The organism is Streptomyces sp. NPDC087300, assembly GCF_044744425.1.
GTDB lineage: Bacteria > Actinomycetota > Actinomycetes > Streptomycetales > Streptomycetaceae > Streptomyces.
Genome location: NZ_JBIUYI010000003.1, coordinates 235,423 through 260,341, shown reverse-complemented (window position 1 = coordinate 260,341; position 24,919 = coordinate 235,423). Strand labels below are relative to the sequence as shown.

At 71.7% G+C, this 24,919-nt stretch carries 23 protein-coding genes; 7 read left to right on the top strand and 16 right to left on the bottom strand.

Annotated elements, in window-relative coordinates:
* Nucleotides 1–7: 7 nt before the first annotated feature.
* Genes ACIO9J_RS12030 through ACIO9J_RS12020 form a run of 3 tightly spaced genes read right to left on the bottom strand, consistent with a single transcriptional unit; the run spans nucleotide 8 to nucleotide 2,390 of the window.
* On the bottom strand, nucleotides 8–778 hold the full coding sequence (locus ACIO9J_RS12030; RefSeq protein ID WP_401996537.1) for a CoA-transferase subunit beta: 771 nt from the start codon (nucleotides 776–778) through the stop codon (nucleotides 8–10).
* Complete coding sequence (locus ACIO9J_RS12025; protein ID WP_401996534.1) at nucleotides 775–1,638, bottom strand: CoA transferase subunit A; 864 nt, start codon at nucleotides 1,636–1,638, stop codon at nucleotides 775–777. Before ACIO9J_RS12025 ends, ACIO9J_RS12030 begins: the two co-directional genes overlap by 4 nt.
* A complete protein-coding gene (locus ACIO9J_RS12020; RefSeq protein WP_401996531.1) occupies nucleotides 1,635–2,390 on the bottom strand; it encodes an enoyl-CoA hydratase family protein in 756 nt (251 codons plus the stop codon). Before ACIO9J_RS12020 ends, ACIO9J_RS12025 begins: the two co-directional genes overlap by 4 nt.
* A 68-nt stretch (nucleotides 2,391–2,458) precedes the next feature.
* Here ACIO9J_RS12020 and ACIO9J_RS12015 point away from each other — a divergent pair, with 68 nt between their 5' ends.
* Together ACIO9J_RS12015 and ACIO9J_RS12010 are read left to right on the top strand one after the other, a co-directional pair.
* The gene (locus tag ACIO9J_RS12015) at nucleotides 2,459–3,223 is read left to right on the top strand and encodes an SDR family oxidoreductase (protein ID WP_401996528.1); all 765 of its coding nucleotides are present in this window, start codon (nucleotides 2,459–2,461) and stop codon (nucleotides 3,221–3,223) included.
* 21 nt (nucleotides 3,224–3,244) lie between these two features.
* Nucleotides 3,245–4,171 (top strand): SDR family oxidoreductase, encoded by a 927-nt coding sequence (locus tag ACIO9J_RS12010; protein ID WP_401996525.1) that lies wholly within the window; start codon nucleotides 3,245–3,247, stop codon nucleotides 4,169–4,171.
* A gap of 85 nt (nucleotides 4,172–4,256) precedes the next feature.
* Here the strand turns inward: ACIO9J_RS12010 and ACIO9J_RS12005 are convergent, their stop codons facing one another.
* Complete coding sequence (locus tag ACIO9J_RS12005) at nucleotides 4,257–4,541, bottom strand: hypothetical protein (protein ID WP_401996522.1); 285 nt, start codon at nucleotides 4,539–4,541, stop codon at nucleotides 4,257–4,259.
* On the opposite strand from ACIO9J_RS12005, the gene ACIO9J_RS12000 reads away from it, so the two are divergent.
* A complete protein-coding gene (locus tag ACIO9J_RS12000) occupies nucleotides 4,519–4,917 on the top strand; it encodes a TetR/AcrR family transcriptional regulator C-terminal domain-containing protein (protein WP_401996520.1) in 399 nt (132 codons plus the stop codon). The two genes, ACIO9J_RS12005 and ACIO9J_RS12000, sit on opposite strands and share 23 nt — an antisense overlap.
* On the opposite strand, the gene pcaD is transcribed toward ACIO9J_RS12000, so the two are convergent.
* From pcaD to ACIO9J_RS11970, 6 genes are read right to left on the bottom strand one after another with little or no spacing between them, the layout of a single operon-like run.
* The gene (gene pcaD, locus ACIO9J_RS11995) at nucleotides 4,905–6,104 is read right to left on the bottom strand and encodes a 3-oxoadipate enol-lactonase (protein WP_401996517.1); all 1,200 of its coding nucleotides are present in this window, start codon (nucleotides 6,102–6,104) and stop codon (nucleotides 4,905–4,907) included. The two genes, ACIO9J_RS12000 and pcaD, sit on opposite strands and share 13 nt — an antisense overlap.
* Entirely contained in the window at nucleotides 6,101–7,486 is a 1,386-nt protein-coding gene (gene pcaB, locus ACIO9J_RS11990) for a 3-carboxy-cis,cis-muconate cycloisomerase (RefSeq protein WP_401996515.1), read from the bottom strand. The genes pcaD and pcaB overlap by 4 nt, the downstream gene beginning before the upstream one ends.
* A complete protein-coding gene (gene pcaG, locus ACIO9J_RS11985) occupies nucleotides 7,483–8,037 on the bottom strand; it encodes a protocatechuate 3,4-dioxygenase subunit alpha (protein WP_401996512.1) in 555 nt (184 codons plus the stop codon). The genes pcaB and pcaG overlap by 4 nt, the downstream gene beginning before the upstream one ends.
* A complete protein-coding gene (gene pcaH / locus ACIO9J_RS11980; RefSeq protein ID WP_401996509.1) occupies nucleotides 8,037–8,828 on the bottom strand; it encodes a protocatechuate 3,4-dioxygenase subunit beta in 792 nt (263 codons plus the stop codon). Before pcaH ends, pcaG begins: the two co-directional genes overlap by 1 nt.
* The gene (locus tag ACIO9J_RS11975) at nucleotides 8,825–9,496 is read right to left on the bottom strand and encodes a CoA transferase subunit B (RefSeq protein WP_401996507.1); all 672 of its coding nucleotides are present in this window, start codon (nucleotides 9,494–9,496) and stop codon (nucleotides 8,825–8,827) included. Before ACIO9J_RS11975 ends, pcaH begins: the two co-directional genes overlap by 4 nt.
* Nucleotides 9,496–10,251 carry a CoA transferase subunit A gene (locus tag ACIO9J_RS11970; RefSeq protein ID WP_401996504.1) on the bottom strand — a complete coding sequence of 252 codons (756 nt, stop codon included), beginning with the start codon at nucleotides 10,249–10,251 and terminating at the stop codon, nucleotides 9,496–9,498. Before ACIO9J_RS11970 ends, ACIO9J_RS11975 begins: the two co-directional genes overlap by 1 nt.
* Nucleotides 10,252–10,460: 209 nt before the next feature.
* On the opposite strand from ACIO9J_RS11970, the gene ACIO9J_RS11965 reads away from it, so the two are divergent.
* Nucleotides 10,461–10,928: a MarR family winged helix-turn-helix transcriptional regulator gene (locus ACIO9J_RS11965; protein ID WP_401996501.1), complete on the top strand. Its 468-nt coding sequence runs from the start codon at nucleotides 10,461–10,463 to the stop codon at nucleotides 10,926–10,928.
* A gap of 18 nt (nucleotides 10,929–10,946) precedes the next feature.
* Here the strand turns inward: ACIO9J_RS11965 and ACIO9J_RS11960 are convergent, their stop codons facing one another.
* The 3 genes from ACIO9J_RS11960 to ACIO9J_RS11950 all read right to left on the bottom strand — a co-directional run bounded on the left by ACIO9J_RS11960 (nucleotide 10,947) and on the right by ACIO9J_RS11950 (nucleotide 14,999).
* Nucleotides 10,947–11,894 (bottom strand): DUF3048 domain-containing protein, encoded by a 948-nt coding sequence (locus tag ACIO9J_RS11960; protein WP_401996498.1) that lies wholly within the window; start codon nucleotides 11,892–11,894, stop codon nucleotides 10,947–10,949.
* Between the two features lie 38 nt (nucleotides 11,895–11,932).
* Nucleotides 11,933–13,750 carry an FAD-dependent oxidoreductase gene (locus ACIO9J_RS11955; protein WP_401996495.1) on the bottom strand — a complete coding sequence of 606 codons (1,818 nt, stop codon included), beginning with the start codon at nucleotides 13,748–13,750 and terminating at the stop codon, nucleotides 11,933–11,935.
* 178 nt (nucleotides 13,751–13,928) lie between these two features.
* Nucleotides 13,929–14,999, bottom strand: coding sequence for an ATP-dependent DNA ligase (locus tag ACIO9J_RS11950; RefSeq protein WP_401996492.1), 1,071 nt, complete (start codon nucleotides 14,997–14,999; stop codon nucleotides 13,929–13,931).
* Between the two features lie 84 nt (nucleotides 15,000–15,083).
* Between ACIO9J_RS11950 and ligD the strand changes: the two genes are divergently transcribed.
* The gene (ligD, locus tag ACIO9J_RS11945) at nucleotides 15,084–16,115 is read left to right on the top strand and encodes a non-homologous end-joining DNA ligase (RefSeq protein ID WP_401996489.1); all 1,032 of its coding nucleotides are present in this window, start codon (nucleotides 15,084–15,086) and stop codon (nucleotides 16,113–16,115) included.
* An 82-nt stretch (nucleotides 16,116–16,197) separates the two neighbouring features.
* Here ligD and legP read toward each other — a convergent pair whose 3' ends face one another.
* Entirely contained in the window at nucleotides 16,198–18,060 is a 1,863-nt protein-coding gene (gene legP / locus ACIO9J_RS11940; RefSeq protein WP_401996486.1) for a Dot/Icm T4SS effector Zinc-dependent metalloprotease LegP, read from the bottom strand.
* Nucleotides 18,061–18,162: 102 nt separating this feature from the next.
* Here legP and ACIO9J_RS11935 point away from each other — a divergent pair, with 102 nt between their 5' ends.
* Nucleotides 18,163–18,504 carry a hypothetical protein gene (locus ACIO9J_RS11935; RefSeq protein WP_401996483.1) on the top strand — a complete coding sequence of 114 codons (342 nt, stop codon included), beginning with the start codon at nucleotides 18,163–18,165 and terminating at the stop codon, nucleotides 18,502–18,504.
* Between the two features lie 110 nt (nucleotides 18,505–18,614).
* Here the strand turns inward: ACIO9J_RS11935 and ACIO9J_RS11930 are convergent, their stop codons facing one another.
* Both ACIO9J_RS11930 and ACIO9J_RS11925 read right to left on the bottom strand, forming a co-directional pair.
* The gene (locus ACIO9J_RS11930) at nucleotides 18,615–20,765 is read right to left on the bottom strand and encodes an OmpL47-type beta-barrel domain-containing protein (RefSeq protein ID WP_401998513.1); all 2,151 of its coding nucleotides are present in this window, start codon (nucleotides 20,763–20,765) and stop codon (nucleotides 18,615–18,617) included.
* A gap of 104 nt (nucleotides 20,766–20,869) precedes the next feature.
* Nucleotides 20,870–23,395 carry a ThuA domain-containing protein gene (locus ACIO9J_RS11925; protein WP_401996480.1) on the bottom strand — a complete coding sequence of 842 codons (2,526 nt, stop codon included), beginning with the start codon at nucleotides 23,393–23,395 and terminating at the stop codon, nucleotides 20,870–20,872.
* Between the two features lie 229 nt (nucleotides 23,396–23,624).
* Here ACIO9J_RS11925 and ACIO9J_RS11920 point away from each other — a divergent pair, with 229 nt between their 5' ends.
* A complete protein-coding gene (locus tag ACIO9J_RS11920; protein WP_401998511.1) occupies nucleotides 23,625–24,674 on the top strand; it encodes a multicopper oxidase domain-containing protein in 1,050 nt (349 codons plus the stop codon).
* The last annotated feature ends 245 nt before the right edge of the window (nucleotides 24,675–24,919 follow it).

Sequence of the window (24,919 nt, the reverse complement as noted above, 5' to 3'; positions counted from 1 at the left end):
TCCGATGTCATGCGCGCACCTCGCGGTCGCGCAGGCCGCTCGGGTCCACCACGTCGCGGATCAGGCGCAGTTCCTCGGGGGTGGGATCGCGGGTGACGGGGACGTCGGCCGGGATCGCGAGTTCGAATCCGGTGGCCTCGCGCACCTGGTCGAGGGTGACGCCCGGGTGCAGGGAGACCAGCCGCATCGCGTGGCCGTGCGTCGCGAAGTCGAAGACGCCGAGGTCGGACACGACGCGGCGCAGATCGTGGAAGCGGGTCGCCGAAGGACCCGCAGCGGCCGCGCTGTCGTGGCCCACGCCGCTGATCATGTCGACCTTCGCCACGAAGACCCGCGTCGAATGGCGTGGGATCCAGTAACTCACCGGATTGTTGAGGGTGTTGACGGGTGCGCCGCGCACCCCGAGCAGCTGCCTCTTGGGCCGCTCCCAGTCGCCGATGCACGAGATGTTCTGGTTGCCGAAGCGGTCGATCTGGCTCGCGCCCATCATCACGTGGCGCCTGCCGCCCATCACCATCGTGAGGTGCCTGCGGTAGGGCAGCCAGCCCTCCGTGACCGTCGACGCGGCGCCCAGCGCGGGCACGTCGCCGATCAGCAGCGCCTCGCCGTCGGTGAGCAGCAGGTCGGGCGAGAAGGTCAGCTTGGCGAGGCGGGCCGCGATCGCGGGGACCATGCCCATGGGGGAGGCGAGCACCTCTCCTGCGTCGCGCCAGGCCTCGGCGCAGGCGATCACGCAGTACTCGGCGCGCGTGGCGGTCGCTTCGGTGGTCGACGTCATCGCTGCTCCTTGTGCCAGGTCTGGACGGCCAGGTGGTAGTCGCCCTCGTCGCCGGCGAGGAACCGGGCGCGGAAGGCGTCCCAGGCCGCGGGGTCCGCCGCAGCGGTGGCGTACGCCTTCTGGAAGGGCTCGTCGCGGCCGTAGTCGGGCACGCAGGAGGTGAAGTGCGCCCCCTTGGGCGTCTCGGCGACGCCCGTCACTGAGTGCCGCGAGATCAGCATCGTCTGCGGCGCCGCGTGCTCGGTGAGGGCGGCGGGTTCCACGATGCGCTCGCACGAGACGTACGCGGTGTCGGCGGCCTCGCAGAACAGGTCGTCGAAGTACGGGTCGGGGCCCAGGTACTGGCCGTTGCCCGAGCGGTCGGCGCGGTTCATGTGGACCAGGGCGGCGTCCATCCGCAGCGCGGGCACCGCGACGAGCTCCTCCCCGTCCTCGTACGGCGAAGTGACCGTGCGCAGGTGAGGGTTGACCCGCAGCACGTCCGAGCCGAGGCCCGCGCGGATCGGCAGGAACGGGAGCCGCTGGGCGCCCGCGGTGAGGCCCTGCATGAACATCGCCTCGTCCAGCTCGACGAGTTCGAAGGCGCCGCGCTCGCGGGCGGCGCGGAAGTGCGGCTCCAGGGGGATCGAGTCCAGCGTGGTGAAGGCGGTGACCAGCTTGCGGATCCGGCCCGCCGCCGCGAGCAGGCCGACGTCGGGGCCGCCGTACGAGACGAGGGTCAGATCGGTGACGTCGGAGCGCAGCAGCGCGCGCACCAGCGCCATCGGCTTGCGCCGCGAGCCCCAGCCGCCGATGCCGAGCGTCATCCCGCTGCGCAGCCGCCCCACGATCTCGTCGGGCGTCATCCTCTTGTCGGTCATGCCGTGCCCTCCCCTTGCGTCCCGAAGTCGTCGCGGATGCGGTCGGCCAGACCGCTGAGGTTCGCCTCGAAGGTGAAGCCCTGCTCGAAGCGGTAGCTGCGGTGCACGTCCACGGGGTCGATGCCGTTGATCGCGGCCTTCGCGAACCGCAGCAGCGTGCCGTCCTTCTGGGCGATCTCGCGGGCGAGGTCGAGGGCCGCCTCGCGCAGTTCCGCGCGCGGGACCACCCGCCACACGGAGCCGTGCGCGTGCAGTTCGGCGGCGGTCGCGGTGCGCGAGGTGTAGTAGAGGGCGCGCATCAGGTGCTGCGGCACGAGCCGGGCCAGGTGGGTGGCGGCGCCGAGCGCGCCCCTGTCCAGCTCGGGCAGGCCGAACGTGGCGTCCTCGCCGGCCACGATCGCGTCCGCGTTGCCCACCAGGCCGATGCCGCCGCCCAGGCAGAAGCCGCCCACCGCGGCGACGACCGGCACCTCGCACTCGTACACCGCCGAAAAGGCCGCGTAGCAGCCGCGGTTGGCGCCTATCAGCGCGCTGTGCCCGGCGTCGCGCTGCATCTCCTTGATGTCCACGCCCGCGTTGAAGCCGCGGCCCTCGGCGGTGAGCACCACGCAGCGCGTCCCGGGGTCGCGCCCGGCGGCGCGCACGGCGTCCGCCAGGTCGAACCACCCCTGTACGGGAAGGGCGTTGACGGGCGGATAGTCGACGGTGACGACGGCGACGCCCTTGTCCGGGACGGAGGTGGAGACAGACATCAGAGGATCCGCTACCTTTCGACCACACGCCTTCAACCAAACATTTGTTAGTTGGAAAGGTAGCAGCGATGACTGACACGGGACAGGTGGTCGTCGTGACCGGCGGCACCCGGGGCGTAGGCGCCGGAATCGCCAGGAGCTTCCTCGCCACGGGCGCCCGGGTCGTCGTCTGCGCCCGCAGACCGCCGGACGGGCCCGTCGAAGTGGCAGGCGGCAAAGCCGAGTTCAGGCCCCTGGACCTGCGCGACGCCGAGGCGGCGCACGCGTTCTTCGCCGAAGTGGCCGCCGACCACGGCCGCGTGGACGCGCTGGTGAACAACGCGGGAGGCACCCCCTACGGGCTGCTCGCCGACTCCGCCCCGGCCCGCCAGGCGAAGATCGTCGAACTCAACCTGCTCGCACCGCTCTACGCCTCGCTCGCCGCCTACGAGGTGATGCGCTCCCAGGAGTCGGGCGGCAGCATCACGATGATCGGCAGCGTCAGCGGGACCAGACCGTCGCCGGGCAGCGGTGCCTACGGCGCGGCGAAGGCGGGCCTGGAGAACCTGGCGGGGACCATGGCCGTCGAATGGGCCCCCGCCGTGCGCGTGAACACGGTCGTGCTCGGCCTGGCCCGCACCGAGAGCGCCCATCTGCACTACGGCGACGAGGACGGCGTCGAACGCGTCGCCCGCACCGTCCCGTTGGGCCGGCTCGCCGATCCTTCCGACGTCGGCGACGCCTGCGTCTTCCTCGCCTCCGACCGGGCCCGGTACATCAGCGGCGCCGCACTCCGGCTGCACGGCGGCGGCGAACGCCCCGCGTTCCTGGCCGCGGCGTCCGTCAACCACTGAACGCATCCGAGGAGTTCTGCCATGACGTCAGCAGCCAAGTCCGGGCTCTGCGAGGGCCGCGTCGTGATCGTCACGGGCGCGGGCCGCGGCCTCGGCAGGGCGCACGCGCGCGCGTACGCCGCCGAAGGCGCCCGGGTGGTCGTCAACGACCTCGGCGTGGGGACCGACGGCTCGGGCGGCTCCGCCGGGCCCGCGCACGACGTCGTCGAGGAGATCCGTGCCGCGGGCGGCGAGGCCGTCGCGCACGGCGGCGACATCGCCACCTCCGAGGGCGCCGCATCCCTCGTACGGACCGCCCTCGACACGTACGGCCGCCTGGACACCCTGGTCAACAACGCCGGGTTCCTGCGGGACCGGATGCTGCTCAACCTCGACGAGGACGCCTGGGACGCGGTGATGCGCGTCCACCTCAAGGGGCACTTCCTGCCCCTCAAGCACGCGGGCGCGCACTGGCGTACCGAGGCGAAGGCCGGTCGCGTTCCGCACGCGTGCGTGGTCAACACCAGCTCCGGAGCGGGCCTGTTGGGCAGCGTGGGGCAGGGCAACTACAGCGCGGCCAAGGCGGGCATCCTCGGCCTCACCCTGGTCGCCTCCGCCGAACTGGCCTCCTACGGAGTGCGGGTGAACGCCATCGCGCCCGCCGCGCGCACCCGGATGACCGAGCAGACCTTCGCCGACACGATGGCCGCCCCCGAGGCCGGCGGCTTCGACGCGATGGCCCCCGAGAACGTCTCGCCGCTCGTCGTCTGGCTCGGCTCACCGGCGTCCGCCGGGGTCACCGGACGCGTCTTCGAGGCCGAGGCGGGCCGCATCACCGTCATGGAGGGCTGGCGCCCCGGGCCGACCGCCGACAAGGGGGCCCGGTGGACACCGGCCGACGCGGGTGAGACGGCGCTGAAGCTGCTGGCCGACGCGGAGCCGCCGGGGGCGGTGTACGGGGCGCGTTGAGTACGGGACGCCCCGGTCTCGTGCGCCCGGCCCCGGCGAACCCGCAGTGTGTGACGGCATGACACGGCACATCCAGCGGAGCGCTTCAGTGCGCGTGCGGCCCGCCCGTGACGCGGGCCGTGCCGCGCGGCACGATCGCGAACACGGCGGCCGCGCTGACCGACGCGGCGACCGCGCACACCGTGAACGCGTCACCGAACGGGCCGCTCGACCCGTCGGCGATCCCCGCCGCCGCGACGGTGGAGACCACCGCGACACCCACCGAACCGCCCACCTCGTGGAAGGTGTTGACCAGGCCCGAGGCGATCCCGGCCTCCTCGTGGGCGATGAATCCCAGGGCGGTCGTGGTGGCCGCGCTCGACGGCCTCACCCGCGCCGACGACCTGCGCGAGGCCTTCCTCGCCGCCGCCCGCGCATGGGTCGACGCGGTCCGCACGGATCAGCACATGAGCGCCCTGCGCCAGCTCGTGGCCCGCGAGATCCACCGCTTCCCCTCGCTCGGGAAGGCGTGGGAGCAGCACGGCCCCGAGAGCCACCACCCGGCGGTCGCGGGGGCGTTGCGCGAACTCGCCGAGCAGGGGCGCCTGGCCATCCCCGACACCGAGGCCGCGGTCATCCAGCTCTACTCGCTGCTCGTCTTCCCGCACCTGGTCTTCGGCGCGTACGGGACGGACATCAGCGACGACCTGACGGAGCGTCTGATCGTCGCCGGTGTCGACATGTTCCTCGGGTACTACGCAGTCTGAGGCCCACCGCCCCGGCTCTTGTCGTCGCGGATGTTGCGGATGTCGCGGATGTCGCGGTCGTCGTGGTCGTCGGCGAGGACCCGCCGCGCCACCGCGAACGCCGCGTTGGCCGCGGGCACCCCGCAGTACACCCCCGTCTGGAGGAGCACCGCGCCGATCTCCTCCGGGGTGAGGCCGTTGCGGCGGGCCGCGCGGACGTGCATGGCCAGCTCGTCCAGGTGGCCGTGGGCGACCAGCGCGGTCATGGTGACCATGCTGCGCTCGCGGCGCGTCAGCGTCGGGTCGGTCCAGATCTCGCCCCACGCGTAGCGGGAGATGAAGTCCTGGAAACGGGCCGTCAGCGGCGTGGTGTTCGCCTGCGCGCGGTCGACGTGGGCGTCGCCGAGCACCTCACGTCGTACGGCGTTGCCGCGCGCCGCGGGGCCCGTGAAGTGCGCGCGCAGCGCGGCGGTCACCGCGTCGGGACGTTCCGCGGGAGCCAGGTGCGAGGCGCCCGCGACCTCGACGAGCGAGGCCCCCGGCACCCCGTCGGCGATCTCCCGCGCGTGGGCGGGCGGGGTCGCGGGGTCCTCGCGTCCGGCGATCACCAGCGTGGGCGCGGTGATCGCCGGGAGCCGCCCCCTGATGTCGAAGGCGGCCAGCGCGTCGCAGCACGCGGCGTACCCCGAGGGGTCGGCCGCGCGGTGGTCGGCGACGAGGGCGGGCACCGTGAAGCCGGGCGTGAACCACCGTTCGTGGGCGGCGTCCGCGAGCGTGGCGAGGCCAGCGCGGCGGACCAGCGCGGCCCGTTCGCGCCACGGCCGTTCGCCGCCGAAGTGCGCCGACGAACAGATCACCGCGAGGCTCGCCACGCGCTCCGGACACCGGGCCGCGAGGTGCAGTCCGACGGCGCCGCCGAGGGAGACTCCCGCGTACGCGAAGCGGTCGATGCCCAGCGCGTCGGCGAGCGCGACGACGAGGTCCGCGAGCTCGTCGACCGTCGCGCCGGGGCCGATCAGGTCCGCCGGTGAGCCGCCGTGCCCTGGCAGGTCCCAGCGCACCACGCGGTGTCCGGTGGCGAGTTCGGGCGCCACGGCGTCCCACAGGGCGGTGGAGGTGCCGAGGGCCGGGCCGAGGATCAGCGGCGGCGCGGTGCCGGGGCCCTCGACGGTGTGATGCGGAAGCCTGCGGTTCGGTGCGCTGCTCAACGTCGCTCCAGGGCACGGTCGGTGAGGGCTCCCGCGCAGCCGGTGTAGCGGGCGGGATCGGTCAGTTCGGTGAGATCGAGGTCGGCGCCGAGGCCGCGCAGGGCCGGTTCGTCGGCGAGCACGTCGGCCAGCGCCCTGCCCTCGGCGAGGGAACGCCGAGCGGCCTCGGTGACCACCTCCTTCGCGCGGGCCCTGCCGAGTGGTGCGGCCAGCTCGGCCGCGAGCCGCTCGGAGACGATGGCCCCGCCGGTCAGGTCCAGGTGCTCGCGCATCACGTCCGCGTGGACGCGCAGCCCCTCGGTGAGCTCGGCGGCGCACCGGGCGGCGCCGCCGACCAGGCGCAGCAGCTCCCGCAGGGGTTCCCACTCGGCGTGCCAGGCCCCCGCGGGCCGCTCGTCCTCGGCGACCAGCGACCCGAGCAGCGTCCCCGCGAGCCCCGGCGCGCGCCGCGCGGCCGCGACGACGAGCGTGGCGCGGACGGGATTGGCCTTGTGCGGCATGGCGGACGACCCGCCGCCCGCCCCCTCGGACACCTCGGCGATCTCGGTGCGCGACAGCACGAGCACATCGGCCCCCGCCTTCCCGAGCGCCCCGGCGGCGAAGGCCAGCGCGGCGGCGAGATCGGCCACGGGCGTACGGAGGGTGTGCCAGGGCAACAGGGGCTCGCGGAGCTCCAGTTGCGCGGCGTACGCGGCGAGGAGCCGCAGCGCGGGGTCGCCCGCGTCGCGCGTTCCCGCGCCGTGCGGGCTGCCGCCTTGGAGAGCTTCACTCTGCGCCCCATACACCCCCAAAGCCGCCAACGTCCCTGCCGCACCCCCGAGTTGCACGGGAAGCGCATCCCGTACCGCCCGTAGCCGGTCCCTCGCGTCGAGGGTCAGGGTGTGCCAGCCCGCTGCCTTGAGGCCGAACGTCGTGGGGACCGCGTGTTGGGTCAGGGTGCGGGCCGGCATCGGGGTGTCGCGGTGCGTGGTCGCGAGGCGGGCCGTCGCGGTGGCCGTGCGGGTCAGGTCCGTGAGGATCAGGTCCAGGGTTCGCGCGGCGACCAGCATGGCCGCCGTGTCCAGGATGTCCTGGCTGGTCGCGCCCCGGTGCACGTACGGCGCCGCGGCGTCGGGCACCGCCGCCGTCAGGTCCGCGACCAGCGGGATCACCGGGTTGCCGCCGTCCCGCGCGCGCAGCGCGATGGCGCGGACGTCGAAGCGGGCCGCGTCGCGGGCCGCCTCCGTGACGGCCGCCGCCGCGTCCCGCGGCGCGGCGCCCACCGCCGCCTGGGCGCGCGTCAGCGCCGCCTCCGCGTCCAGGAGCGCCTGGAGGAACGCCGTGTCGGACGTCGCCGCCTCGGCGGCCGAACCCGCGGTGCCGGGGGAGAGCAGGCCGCTCACGCGAACTCCAGGAAGACGGTCTCGTCCGCCCCTTGGAGGCGGATGTCGAAGCGGTAGGTGCGTGCCGTCTCGCTCCGCGCGATCAGCGTCGAACGCCGCTCCGCGTCGAGCGAGGCGAGGAGCGCGTCACCGGGCTCGTCGACCAGGTACGCGCGCGTGTACAGGTGGTGGAGCAGCCCGCGCGCGAAGACGGCGACCGAGACGTACGAGACGCCGCCGGGCGGCAGCGTCCGCACGACCCAGTGCCCGTCCGCGTCGGTCGGTACCCGGCCGAAGCCGGTGAACGCGACGCCGTCCCTGCCGATCACCTGTCCGGTGACGGGATCGTGGCGCAGCGAGCCGGGCGCGCCCGTGCGCGATCCGTCGGGAGCGGGCTGCCAGGTCTCGATCAGGGCGTCGGGGACGGGCTGCCCGGCCCCGTCGTACACGTACCCGTGCAGGGTGATCGTGTCGGTGTGCCCGGCGGGCGCGACCTCGCCGCCGCGCGGGAAGGGCAGCGCGTAGCCGTAGAAGGGCCCGACGGTCTGCGAGGGGGTGGGGGCGTGCGGCATCAGTGGTGGTCGCCTTCCTCGAAGAGCGTCGCGGACGGGCCGTCGAGGACGATGTCCCAGCGGTAGCCGAGCGACCACTCGGGCACGGAAAGGCCGTGGTCGTAGGCGCAGACGAGCCGTTCGCGCGCGGCGGCGTCGGTCACCGACCGCAGTACGGGGTCGTAGGGGAAGAGAGGGTCCCCGGGGAAGTACATCTGGGTGACCAGGCGCTGGGTGAAGGCCGTGCCGAAGAGCGAGAAGTGGATGTGGGCGGGGCGCCAGGCGTTGACGTGGTTGCGCCACGGATAGGCGCCCGGCTTGACGGTGGTGAAGGAGTACGCCCCCGTGTCGTCGGTCAGACAGCGCCCGAACCCCGTGAAGTTCGGGTCGAGGGGCGCCGGGTGCTGGTCCAGCTGATGGGCGTACCGCCCCGACGCGTTGGCCTGCCACAGCTCGACCAACTGGCCGCGCACGGGCCGCCCTTCGCGGTCCAGGATGCGGCCGCCGACGGTGATCCGCTCGCCGAGCGGCTCACCCTGGTGCCGACGTGTGAGGTCGCGGTCGAGGGCCGTGACGTCGGTGACGCCGAAGGCCGGGCCCGTCAGCTCCACCGCTTCCGGGTCGCGGACGGGTATCAGGGGCTTCTTGGGGTGCCGGAAGTGGCTGCTGCGGTAGGGCGGGTAGTCGCGCGGCGGGTGGTTCCCGGGGGCCGCCGTGGACTGGGCCCTGTCGACCTCGGCGTCGATCGCACGCTGGTCGAGGCCGTCGGGCAAGGGCTGGGGCTGGGACTGGGACTGGGTGGTCGTCGTCATGGCTGGCGGCTCCGTGCGGTGGGGAGTGCGATTCCTTCGGGGACGCGGACCTTCGCCGCGGTCTTCGCCGTGATCTCCTCGACCGGGACGCCCGGCGCCAACTCGACCAGCTCCAGGCCGTGTTCGGTCACGTCGAGTACGCCGAGGTCGGTGATGATCCGGTCGACACACTCCTTGCCGGTGAGCGGCAGCGCACACGTGTCGAGGATCTTCGGGGTGCCGTCCTTGGCGGTGTGCGTCATGACGGCGATGACGGTGCGCGCCCCGTGGACGAGGTCCATCGCGCCGCCGATGCCCGTGATCATCTTGCCGGGGACCGCCCAGTTGGCGAGGTCGCCCCGGGCGGACACCTGCATCGCGCCCAGGACGGCGACGTCGATGTGGCCGCCGCGGATCATCCCGAAGGAGAGCGCGGAGTCGAAGTAGGCGGCGCCGGGCAGCACGGTCACGGTCTCCTTGCCCGCGTTGATCAGGTCAGGGTCGACCTCGGCGTCGGTGGGGTAGGGGCCCACGCCGAGGATGCCGTTCTCGGATTCGAGGACCACCTCGACGCCCGGCGGCAGGTGGTTGGGGATGAGCGTCGGCAGGCCGATGCCCAGGTTCACGTACTGGCCGTCGCGCAGCTCCCTCGCCGCACGCGCGGCCATCTCCTCACGGGTCCAGGCCATCAGCTGCTCACCGTCCGCTTCTCGATGCCCTTGTCGGCCGCCTGCTCGGGGGTGAGCGCGAGCACACGGCGTACGAAGATGCCGGGCAGCTGCACCTCGTCCGGGTCGATCGCGCCCGGCTCCACCAGCTCCTCCACCTCGGCGATCGTCACGCGGCCCGCCATCGCGGCCAGCGGGTTGAAGTTCCGCGCGGACTTGGCGAAGACGAGGTTGCCGTGCCGGTCGCCCCTGGCCGCGCGGACGAGCGCGAAGTCGGTGCGGATGCCGTGCTCCAGGACGTACTCCTTGCCGTCGAACTCCCGCACTTCCTTGGGCGGCGATGCCACCAGGACCCCGCCCGCGCCGTCGTAGCGCCAGGGCAGTCCGCCGTCGGCGACCTGGGTGCCCACGCCGGCCGGGGTGTAGAAGGCGGGGATGCCCGCGCCGCCGGCCCGCAGCCGCTCGGCGAGGGTGCCCTGGGGGATCATCTCGACCTCCAGCTCGCCGCCCAGGTACTGGCGGGCGAACTCCTTGTTGGCGCCGATGTAGGAGCCGGTCACCCGGGCGATCCGGCCCGCGGAGAGCAGCACCGCGAGTCCGGAGTCCATCGCTCCGCAGTTGTTGGACACCACGTGCAGATCCGTGACGCCCGCCGTGTGCAGCGCCCGTATCAGCTCGTTCGGCACCCCGCTCAGGCCGAAGCCGCCGACCGCGAACGACGCGCCGTCCCCGGCGTCGGCCACCGCGTCGGCGGCCGTGGCCACCACCTTGTCCATCCGTGCGGCCCCTCTCTCCGTGTCCCCGACTCAATTAGTCAGGGCACTGACTATCTGGGTGAGGGTAGGAGCTGGCGAAGTACATGGCAAGAGCAGGCAGTGTTGCGACTCCGGGGCGAGTATTGTTCAGTGCACCTACGAACGAGCCGGTGCGCGCCCGCCAAGCAGGAGGCGCGGCTGGGCACATCGACGAAGAAGGGGGACCGCCCATGGCCGCGGTGGACCTTGCCACCCACCCCGGGCACCTGGCCCGGCGGTTGCAGCAGGCGCACTACCTCCTGTGGAACACGATGGTCTCCGAGGAGATCACCTCGCCCCAGTTCGCCGTGCTCAACGCGCTGGTCGCCGAACCCGGCCTGGACCAGCGGACCGTGGGGGAGCGGGTGGGGCTCGACCGCTCGACCGTCGCCGAGGTCATCAGCAGGCTGATCCGCCGCGGACTGCTCGACAAGGTGCGTGACCCGGAGGACGGCCGGCGCTACCTGCTGCGCCTCACCGACGACGGCGTGCGCACCCACCGCAAGCTGACCCTGCGCACGGCCCGGATGAACCAGGTCTTCCTCGCGCCGCTCTCCACCGAGGAGCAGGGCCTGTTCTTCGAGCTGATCCAGCGGGTCGCGGACGCGGCGGAGGGGCTGCGCCACCCCGGCGAACCGGCGGCGGCCGCGCGGGGCTGACCGGCCCCGGACGCCCGCTCACGCCTTCGCGTACACCACCCACACCTGGCCCTTGGCGAACGGCAGCGGAGCGCCGTCCGCCGTCGTGAACTCCGTGCCGTCCTCGGCGGTCGGCCGCTTCCAGCGCGCGTCGTAGGCCCGGCCGTCCCGCAGCACCCGCGCCTTGCCCGAGCCGACGGTCTCGGAGAACGGCGAGACGTTGCCGGAGCGGTCGTGGAAGCGGGACGGGCGGATCTTCACGTACTGCACCACGACGGTGGACGCGGCGAGTTCCTTGCCCGCGGACGTACGGGCCCGCTCGCCGTCCATCGCGATGCGCCAGCGCCCCTCGTACTCCACCCAGTCGAAGGTGAAGCGGGCCGAGGGGAAGCGGACCGTGCGCCGGGTCTCCGGTGTGCCGCCCGCCGGGCGCGGGCCGAACCGGAACCCGGTGCTCGACAGGCCGCCCGCGCTCGGCGCGGCCTTCAGGGCGGCGGGGCGCAGGAACAGGTTGTGCGGTGCGACCTTGCCGCCGCCCCGGTAGTAGGCGGCGGCGGGCGCCTTGCCCGGCGGCCGAGCCCGCAGCGGCGCGTCGGCGATCAACGGGAGCAGCTTGGACTGCGCCCCGGAGAACGCGAGCACCGGATCGTCGAACTGGCGCAGCAGTTCGAGATCCGTCTCGCGCGCGCTGCGCACCGGGCCGATCGTGGCGGGCACGTGCGAGGCGAACACCGCCATCAGACGGCTGAGGCCCGCCTCCACCTGCTCGACGTAGATGACGTCCGCGGCGTCGATGCCGGTCTGCGGACGCGCGGGGCCGACGTTGTCGATCTTCACGGCGAGTACGGTTCCGCCGGCGCCCGTGCCCGGCGGCGGCTTGCCGTCCGCCCCGCCGTCCGGCTCGATCGTGCAGCCGGACACCAGGGCGGCGAGCGTGATCGCCACCGCCGCCCCGGTCCGTATCCGCGTGTGCGTCCGCCGTCTCATGCGGAGGTCCTACCCCGTACCGGCCCGTTCGCAGCCGGTCAGCCGAGATCCAGGGCGTTGCGCAGGCCGAGCCGGTAGCGGGTGCGGTCGTGCCGCTTCAGGAGCTCGACCGCCGGGACCCGGAACAGCGGGGTCACCGTGCACGGCTTCTGGTCCGAACCGGCCTGCGCCAGCAGGGCGTTGACCGCCTGCCGGGCGGACGCGTTGGCGCCCTCCATCGTCGCCAGGTCGATGTCGACGGCGATGTAGTCGCCGGAGAGGAAGAGGTTGGGGATCTTCGTGGCGGCCGAAGGGCGGTTGTGCAGGGTGCCCACGGGGTGGATGAGGAGCTGGTCCTCGTTGGTCGGGTTCGGGGTGCCGAGGCCGTCGACGCCCGGGTCGAGGAACCACGAGTGCAGCTTGCCGTCGCTCAGCACCGTCTTGCCGGTGTCGTTGAGCGCGGCCTTGAGCTGCGCCCAGACCTCCTTGGCGACCTCGTCCCTGGTGCACTGTTTGGCCGTCTTGCCGTACAGCATCCCGGGCTTGTCCCACTCGGAGATGTCCACCGAGAGGCACTCGACCGCGACGCCGTCGCCGTAGTCGGCGGGGAAGTCCCGCTCGGGCCAGTGGCCCGCCTGCGCGATGCCGGTCAGCGACCAGGGCGAGTCGATGCAGTTGAAGTGGCCCTTGACCAGGGGCGGACGCTCCGTCAGATAGAACTGGATGCCCGTCATCCAGTCCGTCTCCAGCTTGTCGCAGCGCGCCAACTGCGGGTCGGCGGCCTTGAGTTCGGCGCTCCACGTCTTGCGCGCGTGCTCCACGGGCATCGCCTGGACGTAGTGGTCCGCGGTGATGTCGCGCCGTACCCCTTCGGGGTCCTCGATCACGGTCTTGGTGACGCGACCGCCGCCGAAGCCCAGCTCGCGCACGGTCCAGCCGATCTTGAACTCCACGCCGAGCGACGTGAGATGAGCCACCCAGGGGTCGATCCACGCCTCGTTCGTCGGCGCGTTCAGGATGCGGTCCGGCGGCCCGTCGGCGCCCTGGCCCAGCGCGTTGAAGACGAACGCCTCGCCGAGCGTGCCGACCGTGCGGGTGCTCGCCACCTCGGCCTTGGTCGCCACGATGTTGCGGGTGACGCCGATCGCGAGGATGCGCTGGTAGTCCTTCGACATCCGCTCGGCGCGCACGAACTCCCACCAGGGCGTCGACTCCCAGTCGTCGTCGCGGCGTTCGTCGCAGCTGGTCAGGAAGACCAGGGCGCGGTTCACGAAGTACGCGATCTCATGGCCGGGGAGGTTGAAGGCGGTGTCGAGCAGCGCCGTGAGCGCCCGCGCGATGTCGTCGAGCGAGAGCTTCTCCGGGTCGCTGCCCGGCCACGGGATCGGCATCCGGATGTCCTCGCGGCCGGTGCGCGCGAACGACATCTCGCGGGGCGCCGCCAGGTTGTCCCACACGCCGTTCGCGTTCCCGGGGAAGGGGATGCGGCGCATCGTGTCGGGGAGGTTGTGGTAGATCCCCGGGATGAAGCGGAAGCCGTGCTCGCCGGGCAGCGGCTTGCGGTTGCCCTTCGAGCTGTCCGGTACGTCCATGCTGCGGGCCTTGCCGCCCAGCGCCCTGCGCTCGTAGACCGTGACGGCGAAGCCGCGCTCGGCCAGCTCGTGCGCGGCGGTCAGGCCCGCCACGCCGCCGCCGAGCACGGCCACCGACTGCCGCCCTCGCGGGCCCCCGGGAGCGGCCGCCGCAGCGGGCAGCGCCGCCCCCACGCCCAGCGCGGCCGCGCCGCCGACCGCCGCGGCTCCCGCGACGAACCTCCGCCGCGTGCTCCCCTCGCACCCCTTGCCGTCCGCATTGCCCTCGACATCGCCGTGCCCCATGCCCCGTCCCCCTTACCGTCGGTAACTGACTGGTCCGGCGCAGGAGCATACGGTCGGGGTCAATGGGGCGGAAGGTGAGCGCGAGCCGCTTCGCACATTGGCGCGATCGCGTCACGCGGGGCAGGTGCGCGCGATCGCGTCACGCGGGGCGGGCGCGGGTGCGGCGGGGACGGCCGGGTCAGCTCTGCGGGCCGAGGACGTCGGTGAGGTCGTAGCGCACCGGTTCCTCCAGTTGGGCGTAGGTGCAGCTCTCCGGCGTCCGGTCGGGGCGCCAGGTGCGGAAGCGGGCCGTGTGGCGGAAGCGCCGGCCGCCCTCCATGTGGTCGTACGCCACTTCGCAGACCCGCTCCGGGCGCAGCGCCACCCAGGAGAGGTCCTTCTTGCCCGACCAGCGGCTCGGGGCGCCGGGCATCCGGGCCGTCTCGTGGGCCGCCTCGTCCGTCCAGGCCGCCCACGGGTGCCCCGCCGCCGACTCCATCCGCAGCGGCTCCAGCTCCGCCACCAGCTCGGCCCGCCGCTGCATGGAGAACGCCGCGCAGACACCGACGTGCTGGAGGGCGCCCTCCTCGTCGTACAGACCGAGCAGCAGCGAGCCCACCACGGGCCCGCTCTTGTGGAACCGGTAGCCCGCCACCACACAGTCCGCCGTCCGGGCGTGCTTGATCTTGAACATGAGGCGTTCGTTCTGCCGGTAGAGCAGGTCGAGCGGCTTGGCGATGACGCCGTCGAGACCCGCGCCCTCGAACTGCTCGAACCACTGCCGCGCCACCACGGGGTCCCTGGTCGCGGGGGCGACGTGGACGGGCGCGGTGACGCCGGCGAGGGCCTTCTCCAGGCGGTCGCGGCGCTCGGTGAGCGGCGTGTCGGGCAGGGCGTCGTCGCCGAGCGCGAGCAGGTCGAAGGCGACGAAGGAGGCCGGGGTCCGCTCGGCGAGCAGGGCCACGCGCGAGGCGGCGGGGTGGATGCGCTCCGTGAGCGCGTCGAAGTCGAGCCGCCCGTCCCTGGCGATCACGATCTCGCCGTCCAGCACGCAGCGCGCGGGCAGCCGCTCCCGCAGGGCGGCCACCAGCTCGGGAAAGTAGCGGGTCAGCGGCTTCCCCGTACGGCTGCCGAGCTCGATCTCGTCCCCGTCGCGGAAGACGATCGCCCGGAACCCGTCCCACTTGGCCTCGTACTGCATGTCCGGCGGAATCTTCGCCACGGGCTTGGCGAGCATGGGCTTCACGGGAGGCATCACCGGCAGATCCATGGTCCGATTCTGCGGCGTATCACCCTGTATCGCCCGGTGTGCGGTGAATGGCGACGGGCGCCCGGCCCGCTTAGCGTGGCTCGCATGGGTGCAGCCAGAGGCAAGAGCGCAGCCGTGGAGATCGACACGGGGGAGCGTACGGTGCGGCTCTCCAGTCCGGACCGGGTGGTCTTTCCCGAGCGGGGCTTCACCAAGCTGGACCTCGCCGAGTACTTCGTGGCGGTCGGGCCCGGCATCCTGCGCGCGCTCAGGGACCGGCCCACGACCCTGGAGCGCTACCCCGAGGGCGTGGCCGGCGAGTCCTTCTACCAGAAGCGCGCCCCGAAGAACCTGCCCGACTGGATCCCCACGGGCACCATCACCTTCCCCAGCGGCCGCACCGCCGACGAGATCTGCCCGACCGAGGTGGCGGCCGTCGTCTGGGCCGCGCAGTACGGGACGCTCACCTTCCACCCGTGGCCGGTGCGGCGCGCCGACCCCGACCACCCGGACGAACTCCGCATCGACCTCGACCCGCAGCCCGGCACGGACTACGCCGACGCGGTCCGCGCCGCGCACGAACTGCGCGCGGTACTCGACGAGTTCGGGGGACTCGTCGGGTGGCCCAAGACGTCCGGCGGGCGCGGCCTGCACGTCTTCGTGCCGATCGAGCCGCGCTGGACCTTCACCGAGCTGCGGCGGGCCGCCATCGCCTGCGGGCGGGAGCTGGAGCGGCGGATGCCGGACGCGGTGACGACGGCGTGGTGGAAGGAGGAGCGGGGCGAGCGGATCTTCGTGGACTTCAACCAGACCGCCCGCGACCGCACGATCGCCTCCGCCTACTCGGTACGGGCCCGCCCGCACGCCCCGGTCTCCGCGCCGCTGCGCTGGGACGAGGTCGACGACGCCGTGCCCGAGGACTTCGACATCGGCACCATGCCGGACCGCTTCGCGCGGGTCGGCGACGTCCACGCGGACATGGAGGGCACGGCCCACTCCCTTGAGGCGCTGCTCGGACTCGCCGATCAGGACGAGCGGGACCGGGGCCTGGGCGACCTGCCGTATCCCCCGGAGTATCCGAAGATGCCGGGGGAGCCGAAGCGGGTGCAGCCCAGCCGGGCCAGACACGAGGAATGACCCGGCTGGTGCGAGTGCCGGTGCCGGTGGCCCGACGGTCCGTCAGCCGCACGGTCCGTCAGCCCGTCAGCCCGATGGCGCGTCAGTCCGTGAAGTGCGTCAGGCTGCCGCCCAGGGACTCCCAGTCCTTGAGGCCGGGGCCCCACGCCTTGCCGTCCCACCACTTGTGGGACAGCGCCGAGTCCGTGCCCCTGACGAACACGTCGAGCCGGTTCGGCTCCCAGGAGACGGCCGTCGGTGAACTCGTGCAGATTCCGCCGAGGGATTCCCAGCCTTTGATGCTCGGTCCCCACGCGTTTCCGTCCCACCACTTGTGGTAGAGCGCGGAGTCGGTCCCGACCGTGAAAAGGTCGAGCCGGTTGTCGCCCCACGCGACGGCGGAAGGAGTGTGCTCGCAGACTCCGCCCAGGGATTCCCAGCCTTTGACGCTGGGTCCCCACGCGTTTCCGTCCCACCACTTGTGGTAGAGCGCGGAGTCCGTTCCGATCACGAACAGGTCCAGCCTGTTCTGTCCCCAGGAAACGGCCACGGGTTCACTCAGGCAGATTCCGCCGAGGGATTCCCAGCCTTTGACGCTCGGTCCCCAGGAGCTTCCGTCCCACCACTTGTGGTAAAGCGCCGAGTCCGTACCGATCACGAAGAGATCGAGTCGATTCGCGCCCCACGAAACCGCCTTCGGCTTCGTCAGGCAGATTCCGCCGAGGGACTCCCAGCCTTTGACGCTGGGTCCCCAGGCCTTGCCGTCCCACCACTTGTGGTACGTCGCCGAGTCGGTGCCCGTCACGAAGAGATCGAGCCGGTCCGGGCCCCAGGAGACGGCCTCGGGCGCGCTGGTGCAGCTGCCGCCGAGCGACTCCCAGTCCTTGACGCCGGGTCCCCAACTGCTGCCGTCCCACCACTTGTGGGACAGCGCCGAGTCCGTACCGACGACGAACACGTCGAGCCGGTCGTGCGTCCACGCGACGGACGTCGGCGGGCCGGTGCAGATTCCGCCGAGCGACTCCCAGCCCTTCACGCTCGGTCCCCAGACCTTGCCGTCCCACCACTTGTGGAACATCGCCGAGTCGGTGCCGGTCGTGAACACGTCGAGGCGGTCCGACTCCCAGGACACCACGGGACCCGAGGCGGGCGAGGGGCCGTACATCGCGTGCACGGCGGCGATGTCGTCCGTGCTCAGGCCGGTGCGCTGGCCGATCGTGACGCCCTGGACGGTCGGCACGACGGTGTCCTGGCCGTTCTTCGAGAACGCGTCCCTGGGGTAGTGCATGATCGACCCGTAGTCGTAGGGACCCACGTCGTCGCCGTCCGTGATGTGCTGGTCGAAGTTGTGCTCGAAGCCCTGGGTGATGTTGGACCAGACGATCGTCACGAACTGGTCCCTGTCCGCACGGCTCTGCTCGTGCCACAGGCCGACCGCGTGCCCGATCTCGTGGACGCAGTTGCCCGTGGTGCAGCCGGTGCCGAGGGTGATGCTCTGCGAACCGCCCTGCATGCCCACGAACGAGGAACAGCCGCCGCCGGGCACGAAGCGCACGAAGTCGGGGAACCGCGCCTGGTTGGCGGCGGTGCGCTGCACGAAACGCACGCGGGTGCGGGCCTGCCAGTGCGCGATCGCGTCGGTCACGCGCTGCTGGTTCGGCAGGTTCCCGTCGATCTCGAACGGCACCAGCGCATTGGGCCAGCGGAACTGCTTTCCCGTGATGATGACGGCGGACTCCGGTATTTTTCCTTCCGATTCCGCCCGCAATTCCGAGGTGCGGCGCTCCACCTGTGCCACCGAACCGAGCACGATGTCGCCTTCGAAGACCGCGAGCCCGTCGATGTCCACATACTGCACGGGCTTGACCTGGAAGCTCACGCCGTCGATCAGACCGGTCCGGACATCCCGCGAGGAGCGGAACTCCCCGTGTCCCTCACCAGAAACTCGCGACTCGGAAGCAGGCATGGTGTTTCTCCCCTCTATCCTGACTTCCCGCCCCGCCGTAAAGGGCGCTATTTTGCGGAAAGTAGTGGGGCACCTGCCGACCAACAAGGGCTGGGTGAGCGTATGCGAAACGTAGAAATCGCTGTCTGTCTCGCGCCGGGTACGACACCGCCGCGAAGCACCGTGACCCTGCGCGCGCGGATCGAAGAGGTCACCGCGGCGGACGCGCGGGCCCGCGTCGTGTCCCGTAAGGCCGAGCGCGGTGTCGACCTCGCCGCGGGGGCCCGGCTGACGCTGGAGGTGCCGGGCGCCGACCCGCGGGCCCGCTACACGGTCCGGGTGCACGCGGACGTCGACGGGTCCGGGGCCGTCGCGCCCGAGGACTTCGTCTCGGTGCGGAGCAACCCCGTGCTCACCCACGGCGGTCCCGACGCGGTGACGGTCGAGGTGCGGCCGGTCCGGTGACTCCCGTTCGGTGACCCCCGTCCGGTGATCCCCGGCCCCGTGACGGCGGGTCCGAACACGACGATGCCCCCGCCCCGGTGACCGGGACGGGGGCACCAACTGCCCTTGTGCTACAGCTCCTTGATCCTGATGTCGCGGTACGACACCACGTCCGTCACGCCGTGCACCTGGAGCCCGACGTAGCCGGAGGCGAACCGCCGGCCGTCCGTGCCGGGGTCGTCGCCGCGCGGCGGGACGAAGTCCTGGCCGCCGGTGTTGTCGAACTCGTTGAGCAGCACGCCGTTGCGGTAGACCGAGTAGTGCTGGTCGACCACACGGACCTCGTAGTCGTTCCACGTGCCCTTCGGGGTGACACCCGCCCCCGCCAGGCCGACCCGGTCGAATCCGTAGATCGACCCGGTCTTGTACATGTCGCCGTCGGGGCGGTCGTGGACCTGGATCTCATGCCCGTACTTGATGGCGACCCACTCCGGACGTGACTCCTCCGGGTGGTCGTGGACCTGCGGGAAGCGCACGAAGACACCGGAGTTGGTGTTGGTGTTGCCCGGTGCGTCGTCGCGCCACTGGAGCTTCAGGGAGAAGTCGCCGTACTTCCGCTCGGGGAACCACAGCATGCCCATGCCCTGGACGGTGGTGCTCGACGTGATCGTGCCGTCGGCGTTGAGGCCGAACTTGCCGCCGCCCACCTGCTCCCACTTGTTCAGGGACGCCTGGGTGCCGTCGAAGAGCTTGCGGTAGCCGTCCGTCTGGCCCGGCTTGCCGATGCCGGACTGCTTGGCGGCACGGTTGATCTTGTTGTACTCGCGCTGGTCGATCTCGCCGGTCTTCAGGAGCTTGTCGCTGACGCCCTTGACGTGCTTGAGGAAGAGCGCGTGGGACGTCCACTCCTTCTCGTCCTCGATCAACTCGTTGATGCGGCAACGGTTGTTGGTGACGCGGTTCGGGATGCCCGTGTCGACCGTGCCCACGATGACCGTCAACCGCTCGTCGAACTCGGGGCAGTTGGGGGCAGGGACCCCGCCCCCCTCGGAGACCGTGAACGACACGGTCTTCGCGACGGCCGTGTTGCCCGCCTTGTCGCTCGCCCGGTAGGCCACGGAGTGCCGTCCCACGCGGTCGACGACGACCGGCGCCTCGTAGGCGAGGTAGGGCCCGCCGTCGAGCGAGTACTCGACCTTGGCCACGCCCGATCCGGCGTCGGTCGCGGTGACCGTCACCTTGGCCTTGCCGAGGTAGGCGCCGTCGGAGTCCTTGCTGCCCTCGACCTTCGCCGAGGTCTCCGGCGGCGTCTTGTCCTCGACGGGCGGCGTGACCACCGTGAACTCGACGCTCTTCTCGGCCGCCTGGTTGCCCGCCTTGTCGGACGCCCGGTAGCGGACCTTGTGCGTGCCGGTCTCGTGGACCATCACCGGCGCGGCGTACGTCGTCCAGGCGCCGTCCCCGACCGCGTACTCGATCTTGTTGACGCCGGATCCCGTGTCGGACGCCGTCACCGTGACGGTCGCCATGCCCAGGTACTGCCCCTGGTCGTTCTTCTCGCCGCTCACCGTCGCCGAGGTCTCGGGCGGCGTCTTGTCGTCGGTGGGCGGCGCGACCACGGTGAAGTCCGCGGCCTTCTCCGCCGCCACGTTGCCCGCCTTGTCGGAGGCCCGGTAGCGGATCTTGTGGGTGCCCACCTGGTCGACGACCACGGGCGCGGTGTACGGCTGCCAGGCGCCGTCGGCACCGACCGCGTACTCGATCTTGTCGACGCCCGAGCCCGCGTCCGTCGCGGTGACCGCGACCGTGGCCGAACCGACGTACGCGCCATCGGAGTTGGTGCTGCCCTCCACCTTGGCGGAGACCTCCGGCGCGGTGGTGTCCTCGCCGCCGCCCTCGGTCACCACGAGGATGCCCTGCATGGTCTCGTGGCCGGGGATCGTGCAGTGGTACCGGTAGCGGCCCGGGGTGAGGGTGACCTCGGCGGTCTGCTTGCCGCCCTGGGCGTCGTTGGGGTTGGCCATGAGGTTCAGCTGGACGTCGTTGTTGTACTCGGGGTCGGAGACGTCGAACGTCAGCGTGTGCGGCATGCCGCTCGTGTTGCCGGTCGCCTCGCTGTTCTCGAAGACGATCGTCGTCTTGCCCGCCACCGCGGTCGTGGGCGCCGACTTGTACTTGGTGATGTCGTTGTCGGCGGTCCAGTTCAGCGTCTGGTCGGCGGCGGCGATCCCGGTGTTGTCGGGGCGCGCCGAGGCCGCCGTCGACGTCAGGCCGAGCACCATGAGGAGCGCGGCCAGCAGCGCCGTCCACAGTCTTCGTTTCCGTACGGACCTCGGCACGGTCCGGGTCGCGGTCCGTGCCGCGGTCCTCGTCGTGGGGGAGCGCATCAGCCCGCCTTCCTTGCCAGGTCGTCGGCGGCCGGCGTCGCCGCCCCGCCCTCGTACGTCACGCGCCACAGCGCCGACTTCGCGTCCGAGGTGAAGAAGCCGCGGCCGTAGTCGAGGACGTACAGCGAGCCGTCGGGCGCGAACTTCCAGTCCATGAGGTTCTTGATGCCGTCGTTGCCGATCGGAATGATCTTCCGCAGCGACTCGGCGTGCATGGGAAGGCCGCCGCTGCCGACCGTCTTGGGATCGGTGAGCACCGCGTGCCGCGGCTGGTCGCCGTCGTAGAAGTCGCCGACGAACCACTTGCCGTCCCAGTACGAGGGCCACTTGTCGGCGCTCGTGCTCGCCGCGTCGTAGCGGTAGACCGGGCCGTTCATGGTGGCCTGGCCGCCGCCCTTGAGCCATGGGAGCAGCTGCTTCTGCTCGGACGCCTTGTAGCTCGGTACTCCGTTGGCGTCGCGCGGGTAGTCCACGCCGCCGCCCTGCGGCGAGTACCAGATGTTGTTGGGCTCGGCCGGCGGGATGTTCACCAGGCCGTCGTTGTTGGGCGACTCGTTCTTGAGGTTCTTGCAGTCGTACCAGCCCAGCGGCTTCGTCGGGTCCGGCAGATTGCGGTCGCGGTAGGGCTGGTTGTTGCCCATGCAGTACGGCCAGCCGCGGTTGGAGGCGTGCGTGATCGCCGCGAACGTGTCGTACTTGGCCGGGCCCCACGTCGTCGACGGCTCACCGGCGTCCGGGCCGACCCACCCCGCGTAGAGGGTGTCGGTCTTCTTGTCGATGGAGATGCGCGCCGGGTTCCTGACGCCCATCACGTAGATCTCGCCGCGCGTCTTGCCGCCGCCCTCGTCCGGCTCCTTGCCGGTGAAGAGGTTCCCCGAGGGGAGCGTGTACGTCCCGTCGGCCTCCGGGTGGATGCGCAGGATCTTGCCGTTGAGGTTGTTGGTGTTGCCCGCCGTGCGGCGCGCGTCGGCGAAGGAGACGCCCTTGAAGTTCGGCTGCGGGTTGTTGCCCGAGTAACCGTCGCTGAACCGCGAGGAGTTGTTGTCACCGGTCGCGATGTAGAGGTTGCCCTTGGAGTCCCAGGCCATCCCGCCGCCCGCGTGGCAGCAGCTGTGGATCTGCACCGGCCACTTCAGGAGCACCTTCTCGCTGGCCATGTCCAGCTTGTTGGTCGCCTGGTCGAGCGTGAACCGGGAGACGTAGCGCTCGCCCATGTGCGTATCGCGGTTGATCTTCGAGTGGGGCGTGTAGTGCAGGTACACCCACCCGTTCTGCTCGAACTTGGGGTCCAACTCGATGCCGAGCAGGCCCTCTTCGACCTTGACGAGCTCGTCGCCGCCGCCCTTGTTGCCGAAGACGGAGAGCGCTCCGGCGAGCGTCGACTTCTTGGTCCTCGGGTCGTAGACGTGGATCTCGCCCTTGCCCTTGCCGATGTCGGGGTCGTTCCAGTCGGTGACGACCGGCTGGGACGAGTCGGCGCCGCCGCGGCCGATGTAGAGCACCCGCCCGTCGGGCGCGGTGACCAGGCCGTGCGGCTCGCCGATCTGGTCGTTCTGGCCCGGCTGGTTGGCCTGCGTCAGGCGCTGCGCCTGGTAGTTGGCGTTGATCGTCGACTTGCAGTCGGCGCGCGCGATGCGGGTCGTCCAGAGCAGGGCGCCGCGCAGATGGCCGCGGAAGTCCGCCTCGTCGTACGAGGAGGCGGTGCCGCCCATGCCGGTGTAGAAGGAGCGGCCGCCGTCGTAGTCGCGGCACCAGGAGACCGGGTGGTCCCAGCCGTTCTTGGAGTCGCCCGGCTGGTAGGTCGACTCCCGGACGCGGGCGACCGTGTGCACGTCGCCGGACGGGTTCTTGGTCCAGTTCAGCCACCGGTCGGGGCGCTTCCACTGGAGGGGCAGGTCCTTGGTCGCGGGGTTCTCGCGGTCGCCGACCTCCACGGTGGCGCGCTGCACGCCCGTCGGGCTGGAGTCGGCGGGCCTGGCGCCGATCAGGCCGGTGAACCAGTTCGAGTACGGCTCGGCGCGGGCCGCGTCATGGATGCCGAGGAAGCCGCCACCGGCCTCCATGTACGCCTCAAGGCCCGCTTCCTGCTCGGGGTCGAGGATGTCGCCGCCGCCGGTCAGGAAGGCCACGGCGTTGAACTTGCCGAGCTTGGCCCCGTTGGTGAACACGGCGGGGTCGTCGGTCGCCTCGACCTTGAAGCGCTGCGCGGCGGGGCCCGTGAGACCGATCTTCTCGATGGCCTCGATCCCGGCGTTCACGACCGGCGACTCGTCGCCGCCCGCGGCGGAGCCGTGGAAGACGAGCACCTTCACGTTGGCCCCGCCGGGCGGCGAGGGCAGGGACATCGTTGTCAACGGCGGTTCCGGGTACGGTCGCGCGGACGCGGCCTGCGCCGAGAGCGCCCCGGTGACCAGGGCGCCGGACAGCAGGGCGGCCGCCCAGGCCCGCCGCGAGCGGTTCGTTCTGCGTCGTGCTCTGCTCAACCCTCGTACATCCGAAGGTCTTTGATGCGGTGTGAGCCGCATGAGTACACCCACCCCTCGTCGGTCACAGCAACAGCGCCGATGAAGCTAGACCTCTTTTCGCCAGCCGCCAATAGGTATGACCGCGATAGCACCAACTTTGTCCTGAGTGTGGATAAACGAAGATCCCGCCGATACCGTGTGGCCGTCCCCGGGGCCTCCTGCGCCCCGTCACCCTCCGTACCGCAGTGGGGAGTTCGGCATGGACAGACGGAGCTCGGACCGAAGTGGCCTGGACAGGCGCGGCTTCAACCGGCGGATGCTCGTGGGCGGCGTGGCAGCGGCGGCGGGGGTGACATCGTTGTCGGTCGCGGGTGCGCCCGACGCGAGCACGGCCGAGGCGCCGCCGCGGACCGCGCCCGCGGGCGGTGAGGTCAGACGCATCAAGATGTACGCGGAGAAGCTCCCCGACGGGCAGATGGGCTACGGCCTGGAGAAGGGCAAGGCGTCCATCCCCGGCCCGCTCATCGAACTCAACGAGGGCGACACGCTGCACATCGAGTTCGAGAACACCATGGACGTCGACGCCAGCCTGCACGTCCACGGCATGGACTACGAGATATCCAGCGACGGCACCCGGCACACCAAGAGCCACGTCGAGCCGGGCGGCAAGCGCACCTACACCTGGCGCACGCACGCGCCGGGCCGCCGCAAGGACGGCACGTGGCGGCCGGGGACCGCGGGCTACTGGCACTACCACGACCACGTGGTCGGCACCGACCACGGCACCGGCGGCGTGCGCAAGGGCCTCTACGGGCCGCTGATCGTGCGCCGCAAGGGCGACGTCCTGCCGGACCAGACCTGCACGATCGTCTTCAACGACATGACGGTCAACAACAAGTCGGGCCACGACAGCCCCACCTTCGAGGCCACGGTGGGCGACCGGGTCGAATTCGTCTCGATCACGCACGGCGAGTACTACCACACGTTCCACGTGCACGGTCATCGCTGGGCGGACAACAGGACGGGCATGCTGACCGGCCCGGACGACCCCAGCCAGATCCTCGACGACAAGATCACAGGACCCGGCGACTCCTTCGGATTCCAGGTCATCGCGGGCGAGGGCGTGGGCGCCGGCGCCTGGATGTACCACTGCCACGTCCAGAGCCACTCGGACATGGGGATGGCGGGCCTCTTCCTGGTCAAGAAGGCGGACGGGACGATCCCGGACTACGAGCCGCATCACGGCGCGGCGGCGAAGGGGTCGAAGGACACGAAGGACGCGAAGGGCGCGGAAGGCGTGAAGAAGTCGTCGGGGGAGGCGGGGCAGCACCATCACTGAGCGGGGCGGGTGTGGCCGAAGGTGTGACACCTGGGGAGGCGTCACGCCCTTCCCCCAAGGGGGAGGAGACGCGCCCAAGATAGCCGTGCGGTACGGGAGTTCGGAAGCGGCGCGCGGCTTACGGGTGCGGCGGCGGTGTCGTCGGGCCGCGTGCGTCGACGTGGGTGCCTCTCCGTGGGCGTCGGCGCCTCCCTGAGTCATCCCCCGGCAGCGCGATGCGGGAGGATGATTCCCGACGGCGGCCC